Annotated in this window: 20 protein-coding genes; 10 read left to right on the top strand and 10 right to left on the bottom strand. The window is 65.4% G+C overall.

The window, feature by feature from the left end; genetic code table 11:
* Positions 1-17: 17 nt before the first annotated feature.
* The 3 genes from upp to ACPYOD_RS01605 all read right to left on the bottom strand — a co-directional run bounded on the left by upp (position 18) and on the right by ACPYOD_RS01605 (position 2,871).
* Entirely contained in the window at positions 18-656 is a 639-nt protein-coding gene (gene upp, locus ACPYOD_RS01615; RefSeq protein ID WP_481299978.1) for a uracil phosphoribosyltransferase, read from the bottom strand.
* Positions 657-904: 248 nt separating this feature from the next.
* Complete coding sequence (locus ACPYOD_RS01610; RefSeq protein WP_481299977.1) at positions 905-1,216, bottom strand: PsiF family protein; 312 nt, start codon at positions 1,214-1,216, stop codon at positions 905-907.
* A 158-nt stretch (positions 1,217-1,374) separates the two neighbouring features.
* On the bottom strand, positions 1,375-2,871 hold the full coding sequence (locus ACPYOD_RS01605) for an aminotransferase class III-fold pyridoxal phosphate-dependent enzyme (RefSeq protein WP_481299976.1): 1,497 nt from the start codon (positions 2,869-2,871) through the stop codon (positions 1,375-1,377).
* Positions 2,872-3,085: 214 nt separating this feature from the next.
* Here ACPYOD_RS01605 and ACPYOD_RS01600 point away from each other — a divergent pair, with 214 nt between their 5' ends.
* From ACPYOD_RS01600 to ACPYOD_RS01570, 7 genes are all read left to right on the top strand, one after another.
* Positions 3,086-3,994, top strand: a complete 909-nt coding sequence (locus ACPYOD_RS01600) for an ABC transporter ATP-binding protein (protein WP_481299975.1) — start codon at positions 3,086-3,088, stop codon at positions 3,992-3,994.
* Positions 3,991-4,770, top strand: coding sequence for an ABC transporter permease (locus ACPYOD_RS01595; RefSeq protein ID WP_481299974.1), 780 nt, complete (start codon positions 3,991-3,993; stop codon positions 4,768-4,770). The genes ACPYOD_RS01600 and ACPYOD_RS01595 overlap by 4 nt, the downstream gene beginning before the upstream one ends.
* A 6-nt stretch (positions 4,771-4,776) precedes the next feature.
* Positions 4,777-6,000: a sensor histidine kinase gene (locus ACPYOD_RS01590; RefSeq protein WP_481299973.1), complete on the top strand. Its 1,224-nt coding sequence runs from the start codon at positions 4,777-4,779 to the stop codon at positions 5,998-6,000.
* Positions 6,000-7,133, top strand: a complete 1,134-nt coding sequence (locus ACPYOD_RS01585; protein WP_481300029.1) for a sensor histidine kinase — start codon at positions 6,000-6,002, stop codon at positions 7,131-7,133. Before ACPYOD_RS01590 ends, ACPYOD_RS01585 begins: the two co-directional genes overlap by 1 nt.
* Positions 7,130-7,732, top strand: a complete 603-nt coding sequence (locus tag ACPYOD_RS01580) for a response regulator transcription factor (RefSeq protein WP_166697659.1) — start codon at positions 7,130-7,132, stop codon at positions 7,730-7,732. Before ACPYOD_RS01585 ends, ACPYOD_RS01580 begins: the two co-directional genes overlap by 4 nt.
* A 63-nt stretch (positions 7,733-7,795) precedes the next feature.
* A complete protein-coding gene (gene queA, locus ACPYOD_RS01575) occupies positions 7,796-8,827 on the top strand; it encodes a tRNA preQ1(34) S-adenosylmethionine ribosyltransferase-isomerase QueA (protein ID WP_481299972.1) in 1,032 nt (343 codons plus the stop codon).
* Positions 8,828-8,922: 95 nt separating this feature from the next.
* On the top strand, positions 8,923-10,683 hold the full coding sequence (locus ACPYOD_RS01570) for a hypothetical protein (protein ID WP_481299971.1): 1,761 nt from the start codon (positions 8,923-8,925) through the stop codon (positions 10,681-10,683).
* 534 nt (positions 10,684-11,217) lie between these two features.
* On the opposite strand, the gene ACPYOD_RS01565 is transcribed toward ACPYOD_RS01570, so the two are convergent.
* Positions 11,218-11,997 (bottom strand): IclR family transcriptional regulator, encoded by a 780-nt coding sequence (locus ACPYOD_RS01565; protein WP_481299970.1) that lies wholly within the window; start codon positions 11,995-11,997, stop codon positions 11,218-11,220.
* A 149-nt stretch (positions 11,998-12,146) separates the two neighbouring features.
* Here ACPYOD_RS01565 and fucP point away from each other — a divergent pair, with 149 nt between their 5' ends.
* Entirely contained in the window at positions 12,147-13,445 is a 1,299-nt protein-coding gene (fucP, locus tag ACPYOD_RS01560) for an L-fucose:H+ symporter permease (protein WP_481299969.1), read from the top strand.
* Complete coding sequence (locus tag ACPYOD_RS01555; RefSeq protein WP_481299968.1) at positions 13,442-13,792, top strand: L-rhamnose mutarotase; 351 nt, start codon at positions 13,442-13,444, stop codon at positions 13,790-13,792. Before fucP ends, ACPYOD_RS01555 begins: the two co-directional genes overlap by 4 nt.
* A gap of 140 nt (positions 13,793-13,932) precedes the next feature.
* On the opposite strand, the gene ACPYOD_RS01550 is transcribed toward ACPYOD_RS01555, so the two are convergent.
* Genes ACPYOD_RS01550 through ACPYOD_RS01525 form a run of 6 tightly spaced genes read right to left on the bottom strand, consistent with a single transcriptional unit; the run spans position 13,933 to position 19,927 of the window.
* The gene (locus ACPYOD_RS01550; protein ID WP_481299967.1) at positions 13,933-15,114 is read right to left on the bottom strand and encodes an alpha-hydroxy acid oxidase; all 1,182 of its coding nucleotides are present in this window, start codon (positions 15,112-15,114) and stop codon (positions 13,933-13,935) included.
* Positions 15,081-16,400, bottom strand: coding sequence for an enolase C-terminal domain-like protein (locus tag ACPYOD_RS01545; protein WP_481299966.1), 1,320 nt, complete (start codon positions 16,398-16,400; stop codon positions 15,081-15,083). Before ACPYOD_RS01545 ends, ACPYOD_RS01550 begins: the two co-directional genes overlap by 34 nt.
* Positions 16,394-17,254: a fumarylacetoacetate hydrolase family protein gene (locus ACPYOD_RS01540; RefSeq protein ID WP_481299965.1), complete on the bottom strand. Its 861-nt coding sequence runs from the start codon at positions 17,252-17,254 to the stop codon at positions 16,394-16,396. The genes ACPYOD_RS01545 and ACPYOD_RS01540 overlap by 7 nt, the downstream gene beginning before the upstream one ends.
* 12 nt (positions 17,255-17,266) lie before the next feature.
* Entirely contained in the window at positions 17,267-18,013 is a 747-nt protein-coding gene (locus ACPYOD_RS01535; RefSeq protein ID WP_481299964.1) for an SDR family oxidoreductase, read from the bottom strand.
* Between the two features lie 49 nt (positions 18,014-18,062).
* Positions 18,063-18,917: an amidohydrolase family protein gene (locus ACPYOD_RS01530; RefSeq protein WP_481299963.1), complete on the bottom strand. Its 855-nt coding sequence runs from the start codon at positions 18,915-18,917 to the stop codon at positions 18,063-18,065.
* Complete coding sequence (locus ACPYOD_RS01525; protein WP_481300028.1) at positions 18,914-19,927, bottom strand: aldo/keto reductase; 1,014 nt, start codon at positions 19,925-19,927, stop codon at positions 18,914-18,916. Before ACPYOD_RS01525 ends, ACPYOD_RS01530 begins: the two co-directional genes overlap by 4 nt.
* 349 nt (positions 19,928-20,276) lie before the next feature.
* On the opposite strand from ACPYOD_RS01525, the gene ACPYOD_RS01520 reads away from it, so the two are divergent.
* On the top strand, positions 20,277-22,970 hold the full coding sequence (locus ACPYOD_RS01520) for a TonB-dependent receptor (protein ID WP_481299962.1): 2,694 nt from the start codon (positions 20,277-20,279) through the stop codon (positions 22,968-22,970).
* Positions 22,971-22,992 lie beyond the last annotated feature (22 nt).

Raw genomic sequence — 22,992 nt, 5'->3', positions numbered from 1 at the left:
GCGCCCTGGGGGAGCCCTCAGCCGACCTTCTGCTTCGTGCCGAAGATCTTGTCGCCCGCGTCGCCCAGGCCCGGGAGGATGTAGCCCAGCTCGTTGAGGCACTCGTCGATCGAGGCCACGTAGATCTCGATGTCCGGATGGGCCGCTTCGATGCGCTTCAGGCCTTCCGGCGCGGCCACCAGGAACAGGCCCTTGATCTTCTTCGCCCCGGCCGCCTTGAGCATGTCCACCGTGGCCACGAGCGTGCCCGCCGTGGCGAGCATCGGATCGACGATGAGCGCGGTGCGCTCGGCCATGCCGCCGCTGAGCTTTTCGTAATACGCCACCGGCTCGAGGGTTTCCTCGTCGCGCTGGATGCCTACGACGCTGACCTTCGCCGACGGGATCAGCTCCAGCACGCCCGAGAGCATGCCCAGTCCGGCGCGGAGGATCGGCACGATGGTGACCTTCTTGCCCTTGATGTGAGTGACTTCCACCGGGCCGGCCCAGCCGTCGATGGTCTTGCACTCGGTTTCCATGTCCGCCGTGGCTTCGTAGGTGAGCAAGGCGGCGACCTCGGAAGCCAGTTCGCGGAATTCCTTCGTGCTGATCCCGGCGCGGCGCATGAGGCCAAGCTTGTGCTGTATGAGGGGATGACGGACTTCGACGATCTTCATGGCGCGGGCTTCGGCTGGCGGTGACCCATCCATTGTCGCACCCGCCGCCCCGTTGTAGGAGCCGCTACAGCGGCGAGAAAACCTGGCCACACCGGTAATGGGTGCGACTGTTAATCGGTGCGACTGTCGGCGCGACTGTAGGAGCCGCTATAGCGGCGAGGCAATCTTGTGTGGTGTCGCGCGGTGCCTCGCCGCTATAGCGGCTCCTACAGGGGGGGCGTTCCCTTCGGCGGTGTCGTCCGCCTACCTCAGTTCTTCAGGCAGGTGCTCATGAAGCTCTTCCGCTCGTCGCCTTTCAGGCCCTTGGCGGAAGCGTCGACGTTGCACGACTTCATCTTTTGCTGCGGCGACGACTTCGCCGGTTGTTCGCCCTTAAGGCAACTGCTCATGAAGGCTTTTCGTTCGTCGCCCACCTTGCCCGAGGCCTGCGAATTGCAGGTACTCATCCGCTGTTGCTGCGGGGTCAGGTCTTTCTTGGCGGGCATCTGCTGCGCGGCGACGGTGCCGGCGGCGAAGAGGGACAGGGAAACGACGGCAAGGACACGGAGCTGCGTACGCATGGCGAACCCCAAACGTGAGAGACCGGGCGAATCCGGCCCAGCGAGCTTACCGCGACTGTGTTGGATTTGTGTGGGAGCCGCTTCAGCGGCGATGGGTGCTGGCAGCAAGATTGCCCGCTCCCGTGGAATCGCCGGCGTAGCCGGCTCCCACATGTCTATCAGGCCGCCTTGGTGGACGCCCGACGCGGCCCTTCCTTCAGCGCGTGGCGGATCTCTTCCACAATCAGGTCCACTTCCGCGCTGGTCACGCGGAAATGCGGTGTGAAGCGGAGCGAATTGGCGCCGCCATGGATGACGCCGACGCCACGCTCGCGCATGTATTCCTCGGTGGAGCCTTCGCCGTAGCACTTGAATTCCGGCGCAAGCTCGCAGGAGAACAGCAGGCCGGTGCCCTGCACCTTGGTGATGAGCCCACCGAGTTCGTTCTTCAACGCCTCGAGTTTCCTGAGGAACTCCTGGCCCTTTTCGCGGATGTTCACGCGCACGTCGTCGGTGAGTTCGTGCAGCGTGGCCACGGCGACGTCGAGCGCGCGCGGGTTCGCGGTCATCGTGTTGCCGTAGATGCCCTTGCGGTACAGCCCGGCCACGCGTTCGGTCACCGCCAGCACCGACAACGGATACTGCCCCGCGTTGAGCGCCTTCGAGAAGGTTTCCATGTCCGGGGCTTCCATCGACTCGAAGCCCGGATAGTCGACGATCGACAGCACGCCATGCGCACGGAGGCCGGCCTGGATGGAGTCGACGAGCAGCAGCGTGCCGTGCTCGCGGGTAAGCTCGCGCGCGGCCGCATAGAATTCCGGCGTGAGGGCGCGGCCCGGATCGCCTTCACCCATCACGGGCTCGAGGAACATCGCCTCGATGAACCAGCCCTGGCGGTCGGCTTCGGCAAATGCGGCCTTCAGCTGGGCCACGTTGTACGGCTCCACCGTGATCAGGCTGTCCTCGTTGCGGAAGCTGGCGAGGTGCTGCTGGTAATTGCGGCGAGACGAATCGGAGTAGAGAGCCGGGCGCTCGGTACGGCCGTGGAACGCACCCTTTACGGCCAGGCGCTTGATGGTGCGGCCGGCATGCCGGGCACCCGGGTCGGTCATGAGACGCGCGTTCACGTCGGCGATGCGTCCGGCCAGCGTGACCGATTCCGAACCCGAATTCAGGCACAGGAAATGCGAGTAGGGGCTGCCGCCGCGGTTGCGGCCGAGTTCCTTGCGCAGTGCGTCCGAGAGGCGCAACTGCGAGACGTTCGCCGTCATGACGTTGGCCATGACCTGCGGCCGCGACATCGCTTCGAGCACGTGCTCCGGATTGTGGCCGAAGCCGAGCATGCCGTAGCCGCCATCATCGTGCAGCACGGCGCCCTTCAGCGTGACGATCCACGGACCGCGCGCGGCGGCGGGAACGTACGGATTCACACCGTCGTCGGGATAGAAATTCACCAGGCCCGACTGCACGCGGTGGATCTGTTCTGCCTCGTCGAGGCGAAGGAAGTCGGCCATGTCGTCGCGCAGGGCGCGATGGTAGGCGACGGCATCCTCGATCGCCTTGACCAGGGACGCATCCATGGAAGCGAAGCGGGTGATGGTGGCATCCGGCAAGCCACGCGTACGCGGCGAACCGCCGAAATCGCGCAACTCACGCAAAAGACCGACGACGTCCATAAACCCACTCCTCGCACTGGTGACGCGGCACTGGCTGGAAACGATCCCTTAAGAGGCCGCTAAGTATCTATATGTAAAGGGATTATCGACCCAGCATACCACGCGCATTTTGGCGGCGTAACCCCCAGGTGACGCTTGTCACATTCGCACAATGACGCAAGCGACTGCCGCCAATGGCTTGCGACGGCTTATGTTGCGCTGCAAGGAGGGGACCATGAACGACACTCGCATCGCACGCCTCGTCGACGCCCGTAAAAGCTACGGCGCCGTCACTGCCCTGGACGGCATCGACCTCGATGTCCACCGGGGAGAAATCCTCGCTCTGCTCGGTCCCAATGGCGCCGGCAAGAGCACCAGCATCGCGCTGCTGCTCGGGCTCCATCGGCCGGACGGCGGAGCCGCCACGCTGTTCGGCAAGGATCCCCAGGACATCGACGCCCGCCGGCGTATCGGTGTGATGCTGCAGGCGGCGAACCTGCCCGTCACGCTGAAGGTGGGTGAATTGCTCCGGTTGACCGCGAGCTACTACCCGGAACCGCGGCCGGCGGCGGAATGCGCCGAACTGGCCGGCATCGGCGACCTGCTCACGCGCCGCTACGGTGCGTTGTCCGGCGGCCAGCAGCGCCGGGTGCAGTTCGCCCTCGCCATGGCCGGTCGCCCGGACATCCTCCTCCTCGATGAGCCGACCGTGGGCATGGACATCGACGCCCGCCAATCCTTGTGGGCCGCCATTCGCCGGCTCGTCTCCGAAGGCTGTGCGGTCGTGCTCACCACGCACTATCTCGAGGAAGCCGAGGCCCTGGCGGACCGCGTCTGCGTCATCGCAAAGGGCCGCGTGGTGTCCGAGGGCAGCGTGGATGCGCTGCGCGCGCACGTCTCGTTGCGCCGCATCCGCTGCGTCACTTCCGTCGCTGCCGAGGCATTGCGGGCATGGCCTGAAGTGGCATCGGTCGACACGAAACTGGGGCGCACAGTGGTCGCCACCGCACAGGCGGAAGTCGTGGTGAGGCGGCTCCTCGACGCCGATCCCTTGCTGTCCGAACTGGAGGTACAGCGCGCCGGCCTCGCCGAAGCATTCCAGGAAATCACACGCGACACCGAGGACCTCCAGGAGGCCGCATGAGCACGATCGAAAGCACCGCCACGCCGGTCATGACGACCGGGCGTGTCATGGGCGCGTATATCGAAGAGGCGAGGGCGGAATGTCTCCGCTATCTGCGCAATCCTGGCTTCCTCTTGCCGACGCTGCTGTTTCCGTCCGTGTTCTATGTGATGTTCGGCATCTTCCTTGCCCACGCGAACAGCGCCGACGCACCGCGTTACCTCCTTGCGTCGTACGGCACCTTTGGCGTCATGGCACCGGGATTGTTCGGTTTCGGCGTGTCGCTGGCGCTGGAGCGCGACACCGGCCTGCTTACCCTCAAGCGTGCGCTGCCGATGCCGCCGGGTGCGTACCTGCTCGGCAAGATATGCATGGCCTTGCTCGTCGCGGCGATCGTATCGGTCATCCTGCTGTGTCTTGCGATCTTCGTTGCCGGCGTGCAACTGCCGATGTCGCGCATCATGGCGTTCTTCGTACTGGAAGTGCTCGGCGTGCTGCCGTTCGCCGCACTGGGATTGCTGGTGGGCACGCTGGTGAAGGGGCAGGGTGCGCCGGGCGTGGTCAACCTCATCTACCTGCCCATGGCATTCCTCTCGGGCCTATGGTTTCCGCTGTCCGTGATGCCGGCGTTCCTGCAGTCGATCGCACCGCTGTGGCCTGCCTACCACCTCAACCGGTTGGCACTCTCGGCGGTCGGCCTCGGGCAAGGCGGCGAAGTGGTGCATGCGGCCGTGCTGGTCGGTTTCACGGTGGTGTTCGTGGCCATCGCAACGCGTCGCCTGCGCCGCCACGGTTGAAGTAGCATGACCGCACGCCTCTCCACGGATACACGTATGCCGCCCTCGTGGTTCAAGCCGACCCAGGATTCTCTCTGGAACCGCTTCCGCGAGCGGCCGAGGCTGCGCTTTGCCAGCCTGATTAATCTCGTGTGGGCGGTTTACGTATTCGGCGACGTCATCTTCTCCGAGCAGCTTGGCCCCTGGTGGGGCCTGGCCACGGCGATATCGTTCCCGATCTTCCTGCTGCTCTACGCCGCCGCGTACATCCGGCCCTTGCGGCATGTGCCCTGGTTCGCCGGCGGAGTAGCGTTGCTTTCCTATACCACGCTGGAATTCAATCACAGCGGCGGCGCCACCTATGTGATCTATGCCTGCGCCATGCTCGGCTTCGAAGGCGCGCCGAAAAAGTGCGTCGTGGGCATGATCACCGTCATCGGCGGTTTCGTCGGCGTTGCGTACGTCCTCGTGGGCTGGCCTATTCCCGTCATCGCGACGATCTCGTTCATCGCCTTGTCGGTGGGAGCGATCAACGTCGTCTACCGCTTCAATGCGCAGCGCGACGTGGAGCTGAAGCTCTCCCACGACGAGGTCCGGCGCCTCGCGGCTACGGCGGAACGCGAACGCATCGGCCGCGACCTGCACGACCTTCTGGGCCACACGCTCTCGCTGATCACGCTGAAGCTGGAACTGTCGCGCCGCCTGTTCGATCGTGACGCTGACGCGGCCCGTCGTGAGATCGAGGAAGCCGAGCAGGTCGCGCGTCATGCGTTGGCCGAGGTGCGCTCCGCCGTCACCGGCATTCGCGCCTCCGGCGTGGTGGCCGAACTGGCCGCCGCGCGCCTCCTGTTGAACACGTCGACGATCGACTTCGTCTACCGCGCGGATGTACCGGAGCTGCCGCCGCGGCTGGACAACGAGCTTGCGCTCGTCCTGCGCGAGGCCGTGACGAACATCCACCGCCACGCGGGCGCCACCTTCGCCGAGGCCACCGTGAGCATGGACAGCCGCGCCTGCACGATGACCATCGTGGACAACGGCCGCGGTCTCGCGGGCGGGGAAGGGAACGGCATCTGCGGCATGCGCGAGCGCGTGCGCGCCCTCGGCGGCACGCTGGCCTTCGAATCCGCGGCGCAAAAGGGAACGGTGGTGCGCATCGTGGTGCCGCTGGCGCCGACCGACCGGCTCACCTCGGCGAGCACGCGGCCGGACGAAGGGCTGCCGCTCGACCGCGACAGGCTGGCCTCGTGATGCGCATCCCGCCGCCGCATCGGGATTCGCTCCTCGGCGCACTCCGTTCGCCGGTTTACCTGCGTTGGCAGGCGGGCCTGCAGGTGTTCTGGCTGATAGCGCTGATCCAGGCGCCGCTTGCCGTGAAGGGTTTCCACTGGGACTGGATGGCGCCGACCCTCGCGTCCATTCCCGTGTACCTCGTCTGCTATACCGCGGTGTACACGGCCCCCATGGCGCGCCTGCCGTTCCACGCCGGGGCCATCTCCGCCCTGGGTTTCGTGTTGTGGCCCGTGAATCCGCTAGCGTTGGGTTACGTGGTGATCGGCGTAACCCTGTTGGCGTACTCGAACCGCCCGCGTGTCTGGCTGGGTGGCGTGGTCGTCGCCACGCTCGTCACATTCGCCTGGCGGTACGCCTTCGACGTGCCGCCGGTCCACGTAGCGGTCGTGTTCGGTGCAGGACTGGCGGCGGGTTTCAGCAACTACCTTTATGTGCGCAGCGCACGCCGCGACGCCGAGTTGCGTCTGTCCCAGACGGAAGTACGCCGCCTGGCCACGCTGGCAGAGCGCGAGCGTATTGGCCGCGACCTGCACGATCTGCTCGGTCATACCCTTTCCCTCATCACGCTGAAGTCGGAACTGGCGAAGCGGCTTGCCATCGCCGATCCATCGCGGGCGCGACAGGAGATGGAAGAAGTAGAGCGCGTCGCCCGGCATACGTTGGCGGAAGTGCGCAGCGCCGTCACGGGCCTTCGCGCCGGCGATCTTTCGAGCGAACTGGTGTCGGCCCGGTTGATGCTGGAGTCCTCCGGCATCGACTTCACCATCGAACTGCCCGCGGAGCTGAACCTCCCGGAGCCGACCGAGGCGACGTTGTGCCTCGTGCTCCGCGAGGCCGTCACCAATATCCACCGCCATTCGCGCGCCACCGAGGCGCGCGTCGTCATCGCCCGGAACGGGCAGGAGCTTTCGATGCGTATCACGGACAACGGCTGCGGCGGACTCGCGGCGCACGGCAACGGCGTTTCCGGCATGCGCGAGCGCGTGCACCAGATCGGCGGACGCCTTGCCATCGACTCGCCCGCGCGGCACGGCACGGTCCTGGACATCGACGTGCCCGTCGCGGCAGCCCGCATGGAGCGTCTCGCATGATCCGCGTGCTGCTTGCCGAAGACCAGGCCATGGTGCGCGGCGCCTTGTCGGCGCTGCTCAATCTCGAGTCCGACATCGAGGTGCTGGGCTCCGCCGCCGACGGTGAAAGCGCGTGGCGTGAGCTTCAGCGCCTGAAGCCCGACGTGCTGGTGACCGACATCGAGATGCCCGGCCTCACGGGCCTGGAAATCGCGCAGCGGGTGCGTCGGCATGAGTTGCCGGTGAAGGTCATCATCGTCACCACCTTCGCCCGTCCGGGCTTCTTGCGCCGTGCCCTCGACGCGGGTGTCGGCGGCTACCTGCTGAAGGACGCTCCCGCGGAAAATCTGGCCGAAGCGCTGCGCACCGTGCATCGCGGCGGCCGCGCCATCGATCCGCAGCTGGCACTCGAGGCGTGGTCGGATGCGGACCCCCTCAACGATCGCGAGCGCCAGGTGCTGCGCCTGGCGGGCGAGGGGCACTCGGCCAGCGATATCGGCACCCAGCTGAACCTGTCGCACGGCACGGTCCGGAATTACTTATCCGAAGCCATCGGCAAGCTTGGCGCGGCCAACCGCATCGAAGCCTATCGCCTGGCCCGGCAGAAAGGCTGGCTCTAGGGATGCCCTGAACACGCATCCCTAGGCGATAATTCCCGCCTCGCTCCATCCCCGGCCGTACCCGTGAAGAAATCCGATTTCGACTTCGACCTTCCCTCCGAACTCATCGCGCAGGCGCCGTTGGCCCGCCGTTCGGGCAGCCGACTGCTCGTCGTGGACGTGGCCGCGCACAGCAAGAAGGACCGCAAGTTCCACGAATTGCCGGACATGCTCCTTCCGGGCGACCTGCTGGTGTTCAACGACACCCGCGTCCTGCCCGCGCGCCTGTACGGACGCAAGGAGTCGGGCGGGGCTGTCGAGATCCTGATTGAACGGGTCACCGGCGCCCACGAGGCACGCGCGCAGCTAGGCGTCAGCAAGAAGCCCAAGGAGGGTGGCCGCATCGAACTCGCCGACGGCAGCATGGTCACCGTGCTTGGGCGCGAGGGCGAGTTCTTCGTGCTGCGTTTCGACACGGAGGAACCCTTGGAACGGCTGCTGTCACGCCTGGGCGAGATGCCCTTGCCGCCGTACATCGAACGTAGCGCCGACACGACGGACACCGAGCGTTACCAGACGGTCTTCGCACGCGAACCGGGCGCGGTCGCCGCGCCCACCGCGGGGCTGCATTTCGATGAGGAACTCCTCGACCGCCTGCGCGAACGCGGCGTCGAGATGGGCTATGTCACCTTGCACGTGGGCGCAGGCACCTTCCAGCCGATGCGCGCCGACGACGTGCGCGACCATGTGATGCATCGCGAATGGCTCAACGTGGGAGCCGGCCTCGTCGAAAAGATCCGCAGCACGCGCGCGGCCGGAGGCAGGGTCATCGCCGTGGGCACCACCGTGGTCCGTGCCTTGGAGAGCGCCACCGTCGAGGGCGTCCTGCGTCCCTTCGCCGGAGAAACGCAAATCTTCATCTTCCCCGGCTACAAGATCACCAGCATCGACGCCCTGATCACCAACTTCCACCTGCCGCAGTCGACGCTGCTGATGCTGGTGTCGGCGCTGGCGGGCAAGGAAGCGATCCTGGATGCGTACCGCTACGCGGTGTTGCAGCGATACCGTTTCTTCTCGTACGGTGACGCGATGCTTATTGTTCCCGCCAAACGGTAGTCGGATCCGGCTGACGCTTACAGACGCCCGGCGGCGATAGATCGGCTCCGCAATCTTCGTTGGAATAGCTCCCTTCGATAGGGAGCGTCTAGCCAATGAGGGTCACAGGGGGCGGTGCGACCCATTTGGCGGGCGGGCAGATCGCAAGCACGGCCGACCCGTCAAGGAACCAGCTGAGCACGGGCGACCTGACGTGGGAAGACCTGCACAACGAATCCAAGTACGACGTGCAACAGATGAGCGTCAGCGGCGGCAGCACGTTGTCCAGCAACATCGCCGGGGCCATCGGCGCGGCGACTTCGGCGGCGACGCCGAAGCACGGCAACAAGGACAGCGAGACGAAGGCGGGCATCGCGGAAGGCACCATCCTCGTCCGCAACGATCCGGACAAGGATCTGAGCGGCCTGGATCGAAAGCCCACGCTCGAAAGCGCACCGCTGAAGAACGCCTATGACGCCAAGAAGGTCGCCGAGCAGCAGGAACTTGTTGCAGTGGCCGGCTACGTGGGCATGCGAGGGGCGGGCGACATCGCCACGTACATGCAGGACCGCGCGACGACGGACGCCGAGCAAGCCGCATGGGCCGAAGGTGGTCAAAACCGGGTGATCCTGCACGGCATGGTCGGTGCCGCGACGGCCGCGCTGGGCGAGGGAAACATTGCGCAGGGTGCGGCCGGCGCAGCCGCAGGGCAAGCGGCCAGCCAGGCGATGCAGGACTTCCTGGTCGCCAAGGGCGTGGATCCGCAATCGAAGACCTTCGATGCGCTGATGGAACTGGGCTCGGCCGCGGTGGGCGGGCTGGCCGGCGGTGGCGAGGGTGCGCGTATTGCGGTGCAGGGCGATCGGTTCAATCGCCAGTTGCACGTGCCGGTGATCAAGGCCATTGCGGACGATCTTGCGCAGAAATACGTGGCTGACCACGGCGTCTCTATCGACGAGGCGAGAGGTGTGTTGTTACGGGCGGCTATGTCGGAGGTGGACGGTTTTGCCTCTCGTTACCTTCAGGACATGGATTCGGCAGAGGCTCGAGCGAGCGCCAAGGATTTCCTTATCAGGAACGACGCGGTCACCCCGTCAGGTTGGAAGCTGGGCTTGAATGCTTCAGCTGACGAGATTGCCAATGCCCGCATGGGTGCGGCAGCGCTGATCAACGATCCCACGGCCTATTCGTATGTTCTTCAAGCGATGAACCCGTCCGGAGATCAGGCAAAGGGCAAGGCACTGCATGACTACTTCCAGTCGGTGAGCTTTGATGAGCGTTTTCGCGATTGGTCGAACGCGGATGCGAAGAGCTTCTTGTACTTCAATGGAGAGGTGGCGGCGTCTGGCGCGAGCGCTGGATTGTCCGCTGGAGCGCCAGCGCTGGCCGCGGCAAATGCCGCGCGAGGTTCTGGAACCGTTGGAACCATGATGGGCTATGCGCTCACAAGCAGGCCCGGCGCTGGGGTCACCGCCGCCACGGTAAACGTGGCCTCGCAGCTGATCAACGGCGACGATTTCCGCCCTGCAAACGTGCTGGTTGCTCTTGGGACCGGTGTCGCCGGTGTGGGCGGCGGAGGAGTTTGGAACGCTGCTCTTGGAGCCGCTGGCGGATTGGTGCAGACCGAATTCAACAATCTCGTATATGACGAGGATAAGAACGTCTTCGTTGAAGGCGCATTGTCTGCAGCTGGTGCTGCTGCAGGTTACCGGTCTGGGGCACTGGCAACTGCCGCATCGGGCGGTGCAAATGCTGGGACGTTAAAGCCCTACATCTTTGGCAATGCGGCCGGGCCTGCAACGGCAGAACTCGTTCAGTCCATGGCTAGTGCACTCGACATGAACCAGGCGGATGGGGCCAAAACCGATGGTCAATAGATTGGGGAGGATGGCCGTCTTCGGTGCCACATACTTTATCTCCACTTTCGTAACGGCACTCGTTCTTGTATTTGTCAAATGTATGTTGACAGGCATCAACTTCGACTTTGGGGTAATTTGGCCAATTCTCTTGAGGGGTAGTGCGTTGATGGGGGTGGTTGCGGCTCTCTTGGCTAGCGTTCAAGCGCCCGTGAAGAGGTAGGCATCGTTGATGCCGTGTTCCCTCGTAGGCGATAACACGCGGCAACGGACTCTGAGCAATCCGCTTGGGCCGGGGGTGGTGAAAAGTGCGTGATCCATGCATGGCATGGTCGGTGCCCCGACACTGCACAACGGCGGCAAGGGCGGTATCGGCGTGGCGGTAGCGGCGAACATAATCTACTAGAGCGGTCGTTGGGTCGTATCGCAGACGCACGCTTCGACATCGTTGGCCTGCTCGAGTTTCGACTTGGTGACGGGACGGGACAGATGTCGGACCGTTCCCATTGGCTCAATCTCGGCTGGAACGTCGCGTTCTGACGTCGGCTCACAGCGCTAGACCATCGCCGTGCCGGGCACACCGTGCGAGAGTTCGCGCGACACATCCGCAGCAGCCGCGACCAGCGCGCGCGCTGTTCCCTTCATGTCGAGCTTCGCCCCACGCCGTTCGATGAACGGCACGGTCAGTGCGCACACTGCATGGTTCCCTTCGATGATCGGTGCCGACAGATCGGTCACGCCATCGACGACTTCGCTGGGAATCGTGGCAAGTCCGGCGTCGCGTATGTCCTTGACGGTAGCTTCGACGTGCGCACGCTTCAGCGTCGGCTCGTGCTCCAGCATCGTGCGGAACCAGCGTTCGCGTGTTTCGTCGGTTTGCCAGGCCAGGAGCACGTAGCCCGAGGCGGAATGCGAGATCGGTCGGCGATGGCCCACGCGCACCACCAGGCCTGTTTCGCCCGGCGGGTCGACGCGCGCGATCACGACGATCTGCTCCTGTGACGGGACCACGAGGTGGCAGGACTGGTCGATCTCGTCGGCCAGTCTGTGCATCACGGGCATTGCCGTTTCCACGAGATTGCGCACCGGCGGTTGTTCCATGCCAAGACGGAACAGGCGGGGCGTGATCGAATAGGCGCCGTCGCCGTCAGCGCGCGCGATGTAGTCGCGTTCCTCCAGCACTTGGAGCATCCGGAATATTTCGCCACGCGAACGGCCCACGCCGTCGGAGATCTCGGCGATCGACAAGGGATGGGTGGCCTTGGCGAGCAGTTCGAGGATATCCAGGCCCTTGTCGAGGGCGGGGGCGCGATACTTCGGGGTCTCTGGAGGCATGGCATTCCGTGGCGTTTGGCGTGGTGTCGCGGGAGTCTAGCCTGCGCCCGGACACCCGTATGTTGCAGCGCAGCTTGTTATGCTGGTGAATATTGAGTTCATATTTGTACACGACGGGGCGAGCCGTGTCACGGTGGAGGAGGGCGAGCATGCAGCAACACACGCCGGTCGCGGCGACCGCCACGCGCTCGCTTGCGCGCACGCCCATGATTCCCCTGGTGCTGATCGTAAGCCTCTTTTTCCTCTGGGGCGTGGCGAACAACCTCAACGATGTGCTGGTTGCGCAGTTCAAGAAGGCCTTCACCCTGTCCGACCTCCAGGCAGGGTTGGTGCAAAGCGCTTTCTACCTCGGTTATTTCCTTCTCGCGATTCCCGCGGGCATCTTCATGCGCCGCTTCGGCTACAAGGCCGCCGTGGTGTTCGGCCTGTCGCTCTATGGCGCCGGTGCGTTGCTCTTCTGGCCGGCCGCGGCCACTGCGACGTACGAAACGTTTCTCGTGGGCCTGTTCGTGATCGCCGCCGGCCTGGCGTTCCTCGAAACGTCCGCCAATCCGTGGGTGACCTTGCTGGGGCCACGCGATTCGGCGGCCTCGCGATTGAACCTCGCGCAGGCCTTCAACCCGCTCGGCTCCATCACGGGCGTGCTGATCGGCCAGCACTTCATCTTCACCGGCGTGGAGCGCACGCCGGCCGAACTCGCGGCGATGGATGCGGTGGCCCGCTCCGCCTACATGAAGAGCGAAGCCGCCGCCGTGCAGATGCCGTATCTCGTGATCGGCCTGGGCGTGATCGCATGGGCCGTCATCATCCTGCTGACCCGCTTCCCCCGCACGGCGGCCGAGAACGATGGCAGCGACGCGGCCGAGCGGGGCGTGCTCGGCCGCCTGCTTCGCGACGGCCGGTTCATGTCGGCCGTGCTGGCGCAGTTCTTCTACGTCGGCGCCCAGGTGGCCATCTTCAGCTACATGATCCGCTATGCGCAGGCGACGATGCCCGGAACGGCCGACAAGGTCGCCGCCAACTTCATCACCGCGGGCCTGTTGTGTTTCATGGCGGGCCGCTTCGCGGGTGCCGCGATCATGAAATACCTGCGTCCCGCGCGCGTGTTGGGTACCTTCGCGCTGGTGAATGTCGTGCTGGCCAGCGTGGCGGCGTTCCTGCCGGGAAGCGTCGGCATCTACGCGCTGGTGGCCTCGAGCTTCTTCATGTCGATCATGTACCCGACCATCTTCGCCCTCGGCGTGGAGGGCAGGAGCGATGCCGAGCGCAAGCTGGGCGCCTCGCTGCTGGTGATGTCGATCGTGGGTGGGGCCGTACTCACTGCCGCGATGGGCGCAACGTCGGACCGTTTCGGTATCGCGCATGCGATGCTGGTGCCCATGCTGTGCTTCGTGGCGATCTTTCTGTTCGCCTGGCGTCGGGCCAAGGGTAGGGAAGCCATCGCATGAGCTGGCAATGCCTTGCACTGGACCTGCGCGACGACCCGGCCGTTATCGCGGAATATGAGCGCTGGCACCGGAGCGAATTCGTCTGGCCGGAAGTGGTCCGCTCGATCCGCGAAGCGGGCATCCTCGACATGCAGATCTTCCGTACCGGCAATCGCCTGGTGATGCTGATGCGCGTGGCGCCGGGATTCGACGCCGAGGCCAAGGCGAAAGCCGATGCGGCGAACGAGCGGGTGCAGGCGTGGGAAGCCCTGATGTCCACGTTCCAGCAGCCCCTGCCGTGGGCGGAAGCCGGGCAGAAGTGGGTGCCGATGCGGCGAATCTTCGATCTGGCCAACTGCCCCCCGTAAGCGCCGCCGTCAACTGTAGGAGCCGCCATGGCGGCGAGGAAACTCGCGTCAGCTCCAACAGAAGCGTGGGGAGCGCGCCGGAGCGCGGAGGGATAACGGCCAGGCCGTTCGCGCGCCAGCGCGCTCCCCACAGCAAACGGTCATCCATTCCATAGGATGTCTGGTGACACGCGGGTGGCATCCAGCGTGCCGGTAAGGGCCATCGATACGCTCAGTTCCTTGCGTATGAGTTCGATGGCCTGGGTAACTCCTGCTTCGCCGCCGGCGCCGAGGCCGTACAGGAAGGCCTTGCCGATGAGGCCGGCGCGAGCGCCGAGGGCGAGGGCCTTGAGCACGTCCTGGCCGCTGGTGATGCCGCTGTCGAACAGCACCTCGGTGCCGCCGGCCACCGCGTCGACGATGGAGGGCAGTACGTCGATGCTCGCCGGTGCGCCATCGAGCTGGCGGCCGCCGTGGTTCGAGACGACGATGGCGTCCACGCCGTGCGCGACAGCAAGCTTCGCGTCCTCGGCATCGAGGATGCCCTTGATGATGAGCTTGCCGGGCCACAGGTCGCGAATCCACGCGAGGTCGTCCCAGGTGATGGTCGGATCGAACTGGGCGGCAATCCATTGCGCGAGCGTGGTCAGGCTGTCAGCGCCCTTGATGTGGCCGTCGAGGTTGCCGAACGACCGGCTTGGCGCGCGCAGCACGTTCCACGCCCAGCGTGGCTTGCTGGCGATGTCGAACAGGTTGTGCAGCGTGATCTTCGGCGGCACCGACAAACCGTTCTTGATTTCGCGGTGCCGCTGGCCTTGTACCGTGAGGTCGGCGGTGACCATCAGGGCCGAACACTCGGCCGCACGCGCGCGCTGAATCAACTCGCGGCTGAAGCCACGATCGCGCATCACGTATACCTGGAACCAGAACGGAACCTGCGTCGCCGCGCGTACCTGCTCGATCGAACAGATCGACACGGTACTGAGGCAGAAAGGAATGCCGGCCTTCGCGGCGGCGCGGGCGCCGTGGATCTCGCCGCTGCCATGTTGGAGTCCGGCCATGCCTGTAGGCGCGATGGCCAGGGGCATGCTGACGGGCTGGCCAACGATGGTGGTGGCGAGGGAACGGTGGTCGACGTCGCGCATCACCCGCTGGCGGAAACGCAGGCGTTCGAACGCACGCCGGTTCTCGCGCAAGGTGACTTCGTCGTATGAGCCGCGGTCGGCGTACTCGAAGAACGCGCGCGGCACACGCCGGCGCGCGAGTTCGCGCAGGTCGGCGATGTTCGTGACCGGCGCGGCCATCGCCGTCAGCCGCCGCTGGCCATGGCGATGCCCTGCCACACGATGCCATCCGGATACAGGTGGTCGCGCACCGACGCCGGATGCATCTGTGCGGAGAACCCTGGAGCAGTGGGGGCCATGTAGCGGCCCTTCACGATGCGCACGGGATCGACAAAGTGTTCGTGCAGGTGGTCCACGAACTCGATGGCGCGGTCTTCCTTTTTCCCGGTGATCGCCACGAAATCCGCCATGGCGAGGTGCTGCACCAGCTCGCACAGGCCTACGCCGCCCGCATGTGGAAAGACGCGTACCCCGAACTCCGCGGCGAGCAGCAGGATGGCGAGGTTTTCGTTCACGCCGCCCACTCGCGCGGCATCGATCTGCACGAGGTCCACCGCGCCGGCCTGGAACAGCTGCTTGAAGAGCACGCGGTTCTGGCCGTGCTCGCCGGTGGAAATGGGCGTGGGCGCCACGCCACGGCGGATGGCCGCGTGGCCCAGCACGTCGTCGGGACTTGTGGGTTCTTCCACCCAGGCAAGCCCCACGCTCTCCAACGGTTTCAACCACTCGATCGCGCTACCCACGTCCCAGCGCTGGTTGGCGTCGACGGCGATAGCGACATCGGGCCCGACCGTGGACCGGGCGAGGCGGCAGCGACGGATGTCGTCCTCCAGGCGCAGCCCGACCTTCAGCTTGATGGTGCGGAATCCGTCGTCCACGGCCTGCCGCGCCAGCCGCTGCATCTTCTCGTCCGAATAACCCAGCCAACCGGGCGAGGTCGTATAAGCGGGGTAGCCTTCGGCTTCCAGTTGCGCGATACGCGCACGCTTGTGAGGTTCTGCCGCACGCAGTATCTCCAGGGCGCGCTCGGGGGTGAGCGCGTCCGTGAGATAGCGGAAATCGACCTGGTCGACGATCTGCTCCGGGGTCATGTCCGCGATGAAGCGCCACAGCGGTTTGCCCACGCGTCGTGCCGCGAGGTCCCACGCGGCATTGATCACCGCGCCGATGGCCATGTGCATCACGCCTTTCTCGGGACCCAGCCAGCGCAGCTGCGAATCGCCGGTGAGTTCTCGGGCGAAGTCGCCAAGGCGTTCCACCACGTGCTCGACGCGCCGGCCGATCACCATCGGTTCGAGCGCGGCCAGCGCCGCGGTCTGCACGTCGTTGCCGCGGCCGATGGTGAACACAAGGCTATAGCCGGCCAGGCCGTCGGGACTGTCGGTACGCATGACCACATAGGCCGCGGAATAATCCGGGTCCGGGTTCATCGCGTCGGACCCGTCGTGGTCGATCGAGGTGGGAAAGCGGACGTCGAACGTGTCCAGCGCCGTGATCGTCACCATACGCGCCTGTCTCCGTGCGCCACCACGTCCTGGCGCTGTGTGCCCAACCCTTCGATGCCCAGCTCGATCACGTCGCCGGGCTTGAGGTACGTGGGCGGCTTCAGGCCCAGGCCGACACCGGCCGGGGTGCCGGTGCTGATGACATCGCCGGGCATGAGCGTCATGTAGCGGCTGATATAGCTCACCAGTTGCGCCACGCCGAACACCATCGTCCGCGTGTTGCCGCTTTGGTAGCGGTGGCCATTCACTTCGAGCCAGAGGGAGAGGTTCTGTGGATCGGCAACCTCGTCGCGCGTGACCAGCCACGGTCCGATCGGACCGAAGGTGTCGCAGCTCTTGCCCTTCACCCACTGCCCACCGTGCTCGAGCTGGAAGGCGCGCTCGGAGAGGTCGTTGATGACGGCGTAGCCGGCCACGTGGTTCATGGCTTCTTCGACGGAGACATCGCGGGCTACCTCGCCGACGATCACGCCAAGCTCCACTTCCCAGTCGGTCTTTACCGAATCGCGTGGAATCACCACGGTGTCGTTGGGGCCGCCGATCGCCGTGGTGGCCTTCATGAAAAGGACGGGCTGCTCGGGTACCGGCGCGCCGGTTTCGGCGGCGTGGTCGGCGTAGTTCATGCCGACGCAGAGCATCTTGCCGATGCCGGCCACGGGCGCGCCGTAACGCGGATTCCCTGGTACGAGCGGCAACGTCGCCGGGTCGATCGCGGCAAGGCGGCGCAAGCCGGCGTTGCCGATGGCGTCGCCGGCGAGGTCGTCGATGATCGCAGACAGGTCGCGCAGGCGGCCTTCGCTATCGACGAGGCCAGGCTTTTCCTGGCCGGGTGCACCGTAGCGGGCGAGTTTCATCGCAGTGCTTCCTCAGTTCGACCAGCCGCCGTCCACGACGTGGACAGTGCCGGTGGTAAACGACGATTCGTCGGAGGCCAGGTAGACCGCCAGTGCGGCGATCTCGCGGGGATCGCCCAGGCGGCCCATCGGCTGGCGTTCGGTAAAGCTGCGCCACACGGCGTCTTCGTCGCCGCCCATGGCCCGCACGCGGTCGGCAAGCGACGGTGTCTTCACCGTGCCTGGGCAGATGGCGTTGCAGCGCACACCGCGCGCCACGTAGTCGGCGGCGATGGAGCGGGTGAGGCCGATGACGGCGGCTTTCGTGGCGCCATAGGCGAAGCGGTTCGGCACGCCCTTGATGCTGGACGCCACCGAGGACATGTTCACGATGCTGCCCGTGCCCCGTTCGAGCATGCCAGGCAGCACGGCGCGGCAGGTATGGAACATGCTGTCCACGTTGATGGCGAACGAACGGCGCCAGCTCGCCTCGTCGGTGTCGAGGATGGTGCCGGCGTGCACATAGCCCGCGCAGTTGAAAAGGATGTCGACGATGCCGGCCTCGGCAACCAGCGTGGCGATCGCCGCCGGGTCGGTCACGTCGAGGAGGTGCGTGGTCACCGACGCATGTTCCGCACCGAGCGAGGCGAGGCTGGCGGCATCGATGTCGGTCGCGAGCACCGTCGCACCCTCGGCGGCGAAGGCGAGCGCCGTCGCGCGACCGATGCCCGCCGCGGCCGCGGTGACCAGGGCGCGCTTGCCTGCCAGTCGGCCGCTCATGCGCGGACGCCGTATCGGGTGGAAGCCAGGGCTGCGAGCAGGGTCGTCATCACGATGTCCTCGAAGCGGCGTGCGCCGGCACGTGGCCGGCCAGGGAATAAACGGTGAGTGCGTTACCGCCGAAAACGGCGGCCTCCGCGCGAGGTGCAAGGCGCTGGACCAGGGCACGCGCGCAGGCTTTCCACGCGTCGTAGGTCGCGTGCGTGGTGAGCACCGGCCAGTCGCTGCCCCAGATGAGGCGATTCGCCCCAAACGCATCGAACAGGTGCGCCACGTAGGGCTCGAGCGTTTCCGGCCTGGGCGTGGGGCCCGTCTGCGTGAGCAGGCCGGAGAGCTTGCAATACACATCGGGCATTTGCGCGAGACGTGCGATCGACGTGGCCCATTCGGCGAAGCTACCGCCGGCGATATCGGGTTTCGCGGCATGGTCGATCACGGTGTGAAGGCCCGGGTGCCGCGCCAGGCGATCGGCGAGCGAACGCAGGTGACGCCCGTCCACCAGCGCATCGAACACCAGCCCGCGCTCGCGTATGTGTTCGAAAGCGATGTCGAGCCCGGGCGAAGCCAGCCACTGCGTATCGGGTATGTCCTGCACCATCGGCCGAATGCCGCGCAGCAGGCCGCCGCCGTCTGCCACGAGCCAGTCGAGGCGCGAAGCGACATCGAGCGCTTCCATATCCACCCAGCCCACGACGCCAAGCACCCCGGGATCGTTACGGGCGATCTCGAAGAGGAAGCGTGTCTCTCGCTCGTCCGGCGCAGCCTGCACGAGAATGCAGCGGTCGCTTTCACCCGGCAGGTCGGACGGCAGGAAGGCACGGCGGAGCGCGTCGGGCGCGCCGCGGAGCCAGTCGTAACGGAGCCGGGAAGGGTCCCAATAGTGCCGGTGCGCATCGACGATCATGGCGTGGGCACCGTCGGATCGATCAGTCCTTCGTCGCGAAGCGCGTCCCATGTGGCCGGTGGTACGTGCGCGCGCCAGCGGTGCAACGCGGCGTCCACTTCGCTCGTCGAGCGCAGCCCGCAGACCACCGCGGAAACCGCGGGGTGGGCGAGGGGGAATTGCAGGGCGGCAGCACCGACCTCAGCGCCGGTGCGGCGGCATACGTCGTAGTAGCGCTGTGCGCGAGCACGGATTTCCGCCGATGCCGGTGCGTAGTCATACGTGGACCCCGGACCGTCCCCGGAGCCCAGCAGGCCGGAGTTGTAGGGACCTGCCACGAGCACCGACACACCAGTCGCCGCGGCACGCTCCATCACGGCCTTGCTCGCGTGCTGCTCGAAGAGGGTGTAGCGCCCGGCAAGCATGATGACGTCCAGCGGAAAGCGCGGCATCACTTCGAGGCAGACGGCTTCCTCGTTCACGCCGAGGCCGATGGCGCCGACGAGGCCTTCCTCGCGCATGCGTGCCATCTCGGGAAGCGCCTCGTCCAACGCTTGGGCCAGTACCTGCGGGTGGCGGTCGCCGTGTGTGAGCGCGCCGATGTCGTGCAGGAACAGGATGTCGACGTATTCGAGGCGCAGCCGTCGCAGGCTGGCTTCCAGGCTGCGTCGCACGCCGGCACGGCTGTAGTCGAAGCGTGCGGCGCGGCCGTCGACGGCGAATCCGTCGTCCTGTCCGCGATGGCCCGCGACGTCCTCGATAACCCGCCCGACCTTCGTCGAGATCGTGTAGCTCTTGCGTGGCACGTCGGAAAGCACCTTTCCGATACGCGATTCGCTCAGTCCAAAACCGTAGTAGGGCGCCGTGTCGAAGTGGCGAATCCCGCCTTCCCATGCGTGCCCAATGGCGCGCTCGGCTTCTGCCTCGTCAACCTCGTTGTAGAGGTTGCCCACCGGCGCGCCGCCGAACGCCAACGGCGACAAAGGCGCGTTGTGCGGTGTGGCTGCTGGGCCGGCTTTCGGCAACGACATCGAGGCTCCCCGGGGCGTGCCGCACTCGGTGCGCAGCACTGAACAGATATGGATATTACGTTTATAGGTGAACTTGTCCAGCGTCAAGATCACTCTTTTCCTCATGTTGCATCGCAACTTGAATCGTGCGAAACATATCTGAATACTCGGTTCGCCAGTGAACGCTTGCCGGAAACGGGCATGACGAGGTGGATAGGGCGGCGAGGGGTCGGCCATTCCTCCTTTCACGGGTGCCAAGCGCCAACGTTCCCGCGCCGTCGCCAACGGCACGGATTCATACACACCAAGCATGCGCCGCCCTGCCGGGGCCAGGCGCGTGCATCCGGGCAGAGGTTTGGGGAGACCATCCATGAAGATCAGCAAGACCTTGCTGTGTGCGAGCATCGTGTACGCGCTCGCCACGGTGGCACAGGCGCAGGACGCGGCACCCGCCCAGGCGGACAAACCGAAAACGGCGCAGGAGAGGGCCGCCGAGAAGCAGGTCCAGCAGCTTCAGGAGGTAACCGTCACCGGTTACCGGGGAAGCCTCGAGAAGGCCATCGACGTCAAGCGCAATGCGAATGCTGTCGTGGACGCCATCAGCGCCACCGACATCGGCAAGTTTCCCGATACCAATGCCGCGGAGTCGCTGTCGCACCTTCCCGGCATCACGGTGGATCGCCAGTTCGGCGAGGGCGAGAAGATCAGCGTCAACGGCACCGACGCCGCGCTGAACCGCGTGCTCCTCAACGGCCAGACCATCGCTTCCGGCGACTGGGGTGGCAATCCCACCGATACCAGTGGCCGCACCTTCAATTACTCCCTGCTGTCGCCCGAGATCATCGGACTCATGGAGGTCTACAAGTCGCCCGAGGCCCGCATCGACGAAGGCAGCATCGGCGGCACGGTGATCATCCACACGCGCAAGCCGCTGGACCTGCCGGCGAATACGTTGCGCGGTTCACTCGGGTACAACTACAACGACCGCTCGAAGGACGGCAATCCGCGTGGATCGGCACTGTGGAGTTGGAAGAATGCCGACAGCACGTTCGGCTTCCTGACCAGCGTCACGCACGACAAGGAAAACCTGTCCCGCGCGGGCATCGAGTTCTTCGGTTACACCACGGGCGCCAACATCACCGGCAACCCGACGGTCACCGGCGATCCCAACTACGCCAACGCGAAGATTCCCGTCGGTATCAACAGTGCGTATTTCCAGCAGGAACGCGAGCGCAACGGCATCCAGTCCGCGCTGCAGTGGCGCCCCGACGAGAAGAACGAATTCAACCTGACGGGCCTTTACGTCAAGGGCAAGTACAACAACTTCAGCGAGTCGCGCTACGTCTGCCCGGGCTGCGGCGACCTCAACAAGCTGACGGACATCAACGTCAACAACGGCTACATCACCTCGGGCACCGTCTCGTCCGCGACGGGCAACGGCCAACCCTACGCGGAGCTGGATGCGAACTACCGCAAGACCGAGGTCTCCACCAAGAGCATCAACCTTCGCCACGACTTCAACGGCGATGCCTGGGTGTTCACCAGCCAGGTGGGCTATACCTCCGCCAGCGGCGGCAAGGACCCGGAATACCTGATGAAGTACCTGCTGAAGAACGGTGGGTACAATTTCGGTTACGACGGCCGCAATACCAGCGTGAACTACCAGAACGGCTCGGCCGCCAACTGGGGCCTGCCGGGTTCGCCGGCGAACTCGCCGCCGGGCGACACCTCGCTGCCGGGCCAGAACCAGGCGGGCGGCATCTATTACGAAACCACGAAGGACCGCGAGCGCTATGCGCAGTTCGATGCCACCCGCGACCTTGAGTGGGGGCCCATCAACCAGATCCAGATGGGCGTGAAGTACACCAACCACTTCAACGGCACCAACTCGCGCGGCAACCGTATCAATACCACCGATCCGGTCTCGCTGCTCGACTTCGATCCGGGCAGCACGCCCGGCGGCCTGTTCGACGGCCTGCACGCCAGCGGCGACCTCACCGACTGGCCCACTGCCAGCAAGGGCGCGGTCGTGTCGTACCTCAACGGCCAGCCCCAGGGCCCATACACGATCAATTACCCGGCGATGTTCGGCGTGGCGGAAGTCACCAAGGACGCCTATCTCCAGGTGAACTATCAGGGCGGCCCGTGGCGCGGCAACGTCGGTGTGCGCTATGTCGATACGAAGGACACGTCCAGCTACTACGTGAACAGCGACGGCGGCACTTATAACCGCGTCTCGGGCACCACGCACTATTACAAGCCACTACCGTCCTTCAACCTCGCCTACGACATCGACGACGACAAGGTGGCGCGCCTGTCGGTGGCCAAGGTGATCGCCCGTCCGCGCTACGGCGACCTGGCTGGCGCCACCTCGCTCAGCGGCGCCAGCACGGGCAATTTCACCGCCAGCGCCGGCAATCCCAACCTGAAGCCCTACCAGTCGACGAACTTCGACGTTTCGGCCGAGTGGTACTTCGCCCCGGCCAGCCTGCTCTCGGTGGAAGGTTTCGTCCGCAAGATCGACAGCTACATCGTGACGACCACCACCGAGCGGACGATCACCGACCCGACCACCGGTCAGACCAATCTCTATTCGGTGACCTCGCCGGTCAACGCGTCCAACGCCAAGGTGTCCGGCCTGTCGCTGATCTACCAGCAGGATCTCGGCTACGGCTTCGGCATCCAGACCAACTATACGTACAGCAAGGCGACCACCCAGACGAACGCCGCCGGCGACAAGCTCAACCTGCCGTACCTGTCCAAGAACACGATCAACATCATTCCGTACTACGAGCATGGGCCGTGGTCGGCGCGCATCAACTACAGCCGCCGGTCGCCGTACTTCACCCAGGTGGGGCGCCTGAACTCGAACGTGTTCGCCGACGCCTACAAGGAACTGGACCTCAGCGCCTCGTACCAGATCAACGCGTGGGCCGGCATTACCCTGAGCGCGACGAACCTGCTGGACTCCACGTACTACCAGTACGCCGACATCAAGTACGCTCCCATCGGCGAGTACAAGAGCGGCCGTACGTACTCCGTCACGATGAACTTCAAGCTTTAAGCGCGAACCGGCGGCGTTCGAC

Source organism: Luteibacter sp. HAY1-4A, from assembly GCF_056755355.1.
This window is presented reverse-complemented; position numbering and strand designations above follow the sequence as displayed.

What these genes read in the sequence shown, in the direction of transcription:
- ACPYOD_RS01570 (WP_481299971.1), top strand. Translation starts at nt 8,923, where the DNA reads ATGAGGGTCACAGGGGGCGGTGCGACCCATTTGGCGGGCGGGCAGATC.
- ACPYOD_RS01535 (WP_481299964.1), bottom strand. Translation starts at nt 18,013, where the DNA reads ATGAGCGGCCGACTGGCAGGCAAGCGCGCCCTGGTCACCGCGGCCGCG.
- ACPYOD_RS01600 (WP_481299975.1), top strand. Translation starts at nt 3,086, where the DNA reads ATGAACGACACTCGCATCGCACGCCTCGTCGACGCCCGTAAAAGCTAC.
- ACPYOD_RS01525 (WP_481300028.1), bottom strand. Translation starts at nt 19,927, where the DNA reads ATGTCGTTGCCGAAAGCCGGCCCAGCAGCCACACCGCACAACGCGCCT.
- ACPYOD_RS01545 (WP_481299966.1), bottom strand. Translation starts at nt 16,400, where the DNA reads ATGGTGACGATCACGGCGCTGGACACGTTCGACGTCCGCTTTCCCACC.
- ACPYOD_RS01530 (WP_481299963.1), bottom strand. Translation starts at nt 18,917, where the DNA reads ATGATCGTCGATGCGCACCGGCACTATTGGGACCCTTCCCGGCTCCGT.
- ACPYOD_RS01565 (WP_481299970.1), bottom strand. Translation starts at nt 11,997, where the DNA reads ATGCCTCCAGAGACCCCGAAGTATCGCGCCCCCGCCCTCGACAAGGGC.
- ACPYOD_RS01590 (WP_481299973.1), top strand. Translation starts at nt 4,777, where the DNA reads ATGACCGCACGCCTCTCCACGGATACACGTATGCCGCCCTCGTGGTTC.
- ACPYOD_RS01540 (WP_481299965.1), bottom strand. Translation starts at nt 17,254, where the DNA reads ATGAAACTCGCCCGCTACGGTGCACCCGGCCAGGAAAAGCCTGGCCTC.
- ACPYOD_RS01580 (WP_166697659.1), top strand. Translation starts at nt 7,130, where the DNA reads ATGATCCGCGTGCTGCTTGCCGAAGACCAGGCCATGGTGCGCGGCGCC.
- ACPYOD_RS01520 (WP_481299962.1), top strand. Translation starts at nt 20,277, where the DNA reads ATGAAGATCAGCAAGACCTTGCTGTGTGCGAGCATCGTGTACGCGCTC.
- ACPYOD_RS01610 (WP_481299977.1), bottom strand. Translation starts at nt 1,216, where the DNA reads ATGCGTACGCAGCTCCGTGTCCTTGCCGTCGTTTCCCTGTCCCTCTTC.
- ACPYOD_RS01595 (WP_481299974.1), top strand. Translation starts at nt 3,991, where the DNA reads ATGAGCACGATCGAAAGCACCGCCACGCCGGTCATGACGACCGGGCGT.
- ACPYOD_RS01555 (WP_481299968.1), top strand. Translation starts at nt 13,442, where the DNA reads ATGAGCTGGCAATGCCTTGCACTGGACCTGCGCGACGACCCGGCCGTT.
- ACPYOD_RS01585 (WP_481300029.1), top strand. Translation starts at nt 6,000, where the DNA reads ATGCGCATCCCGCCGCCGCATCGGGATTCGCTCCTCGGCGCACTCCGT.
- ACPYOD_RS01605 (WP_481299976.1), bottom strand. Translation starts at nt 2,871, where the DNA reads ATGGACGTCGTCGGTCTTTTGCGTGAGTTGCGCGATTTCGGCGGTTCG.
- upp (WP_481299978.1), bottom strand. Translation starts at nt 656, where the DNA reads ATGAAGATCGTCGAAGTCCGTCATCCCCTCATACAGCACAAGCTTGGC.
- fucP (WP_481299969.1), top strand. Translation starts at nt 12,147, where the DNA reads ATGCAGCAACACACGCCGGTCGCGGCGACCGCCACGCGCTCGCTTGCG.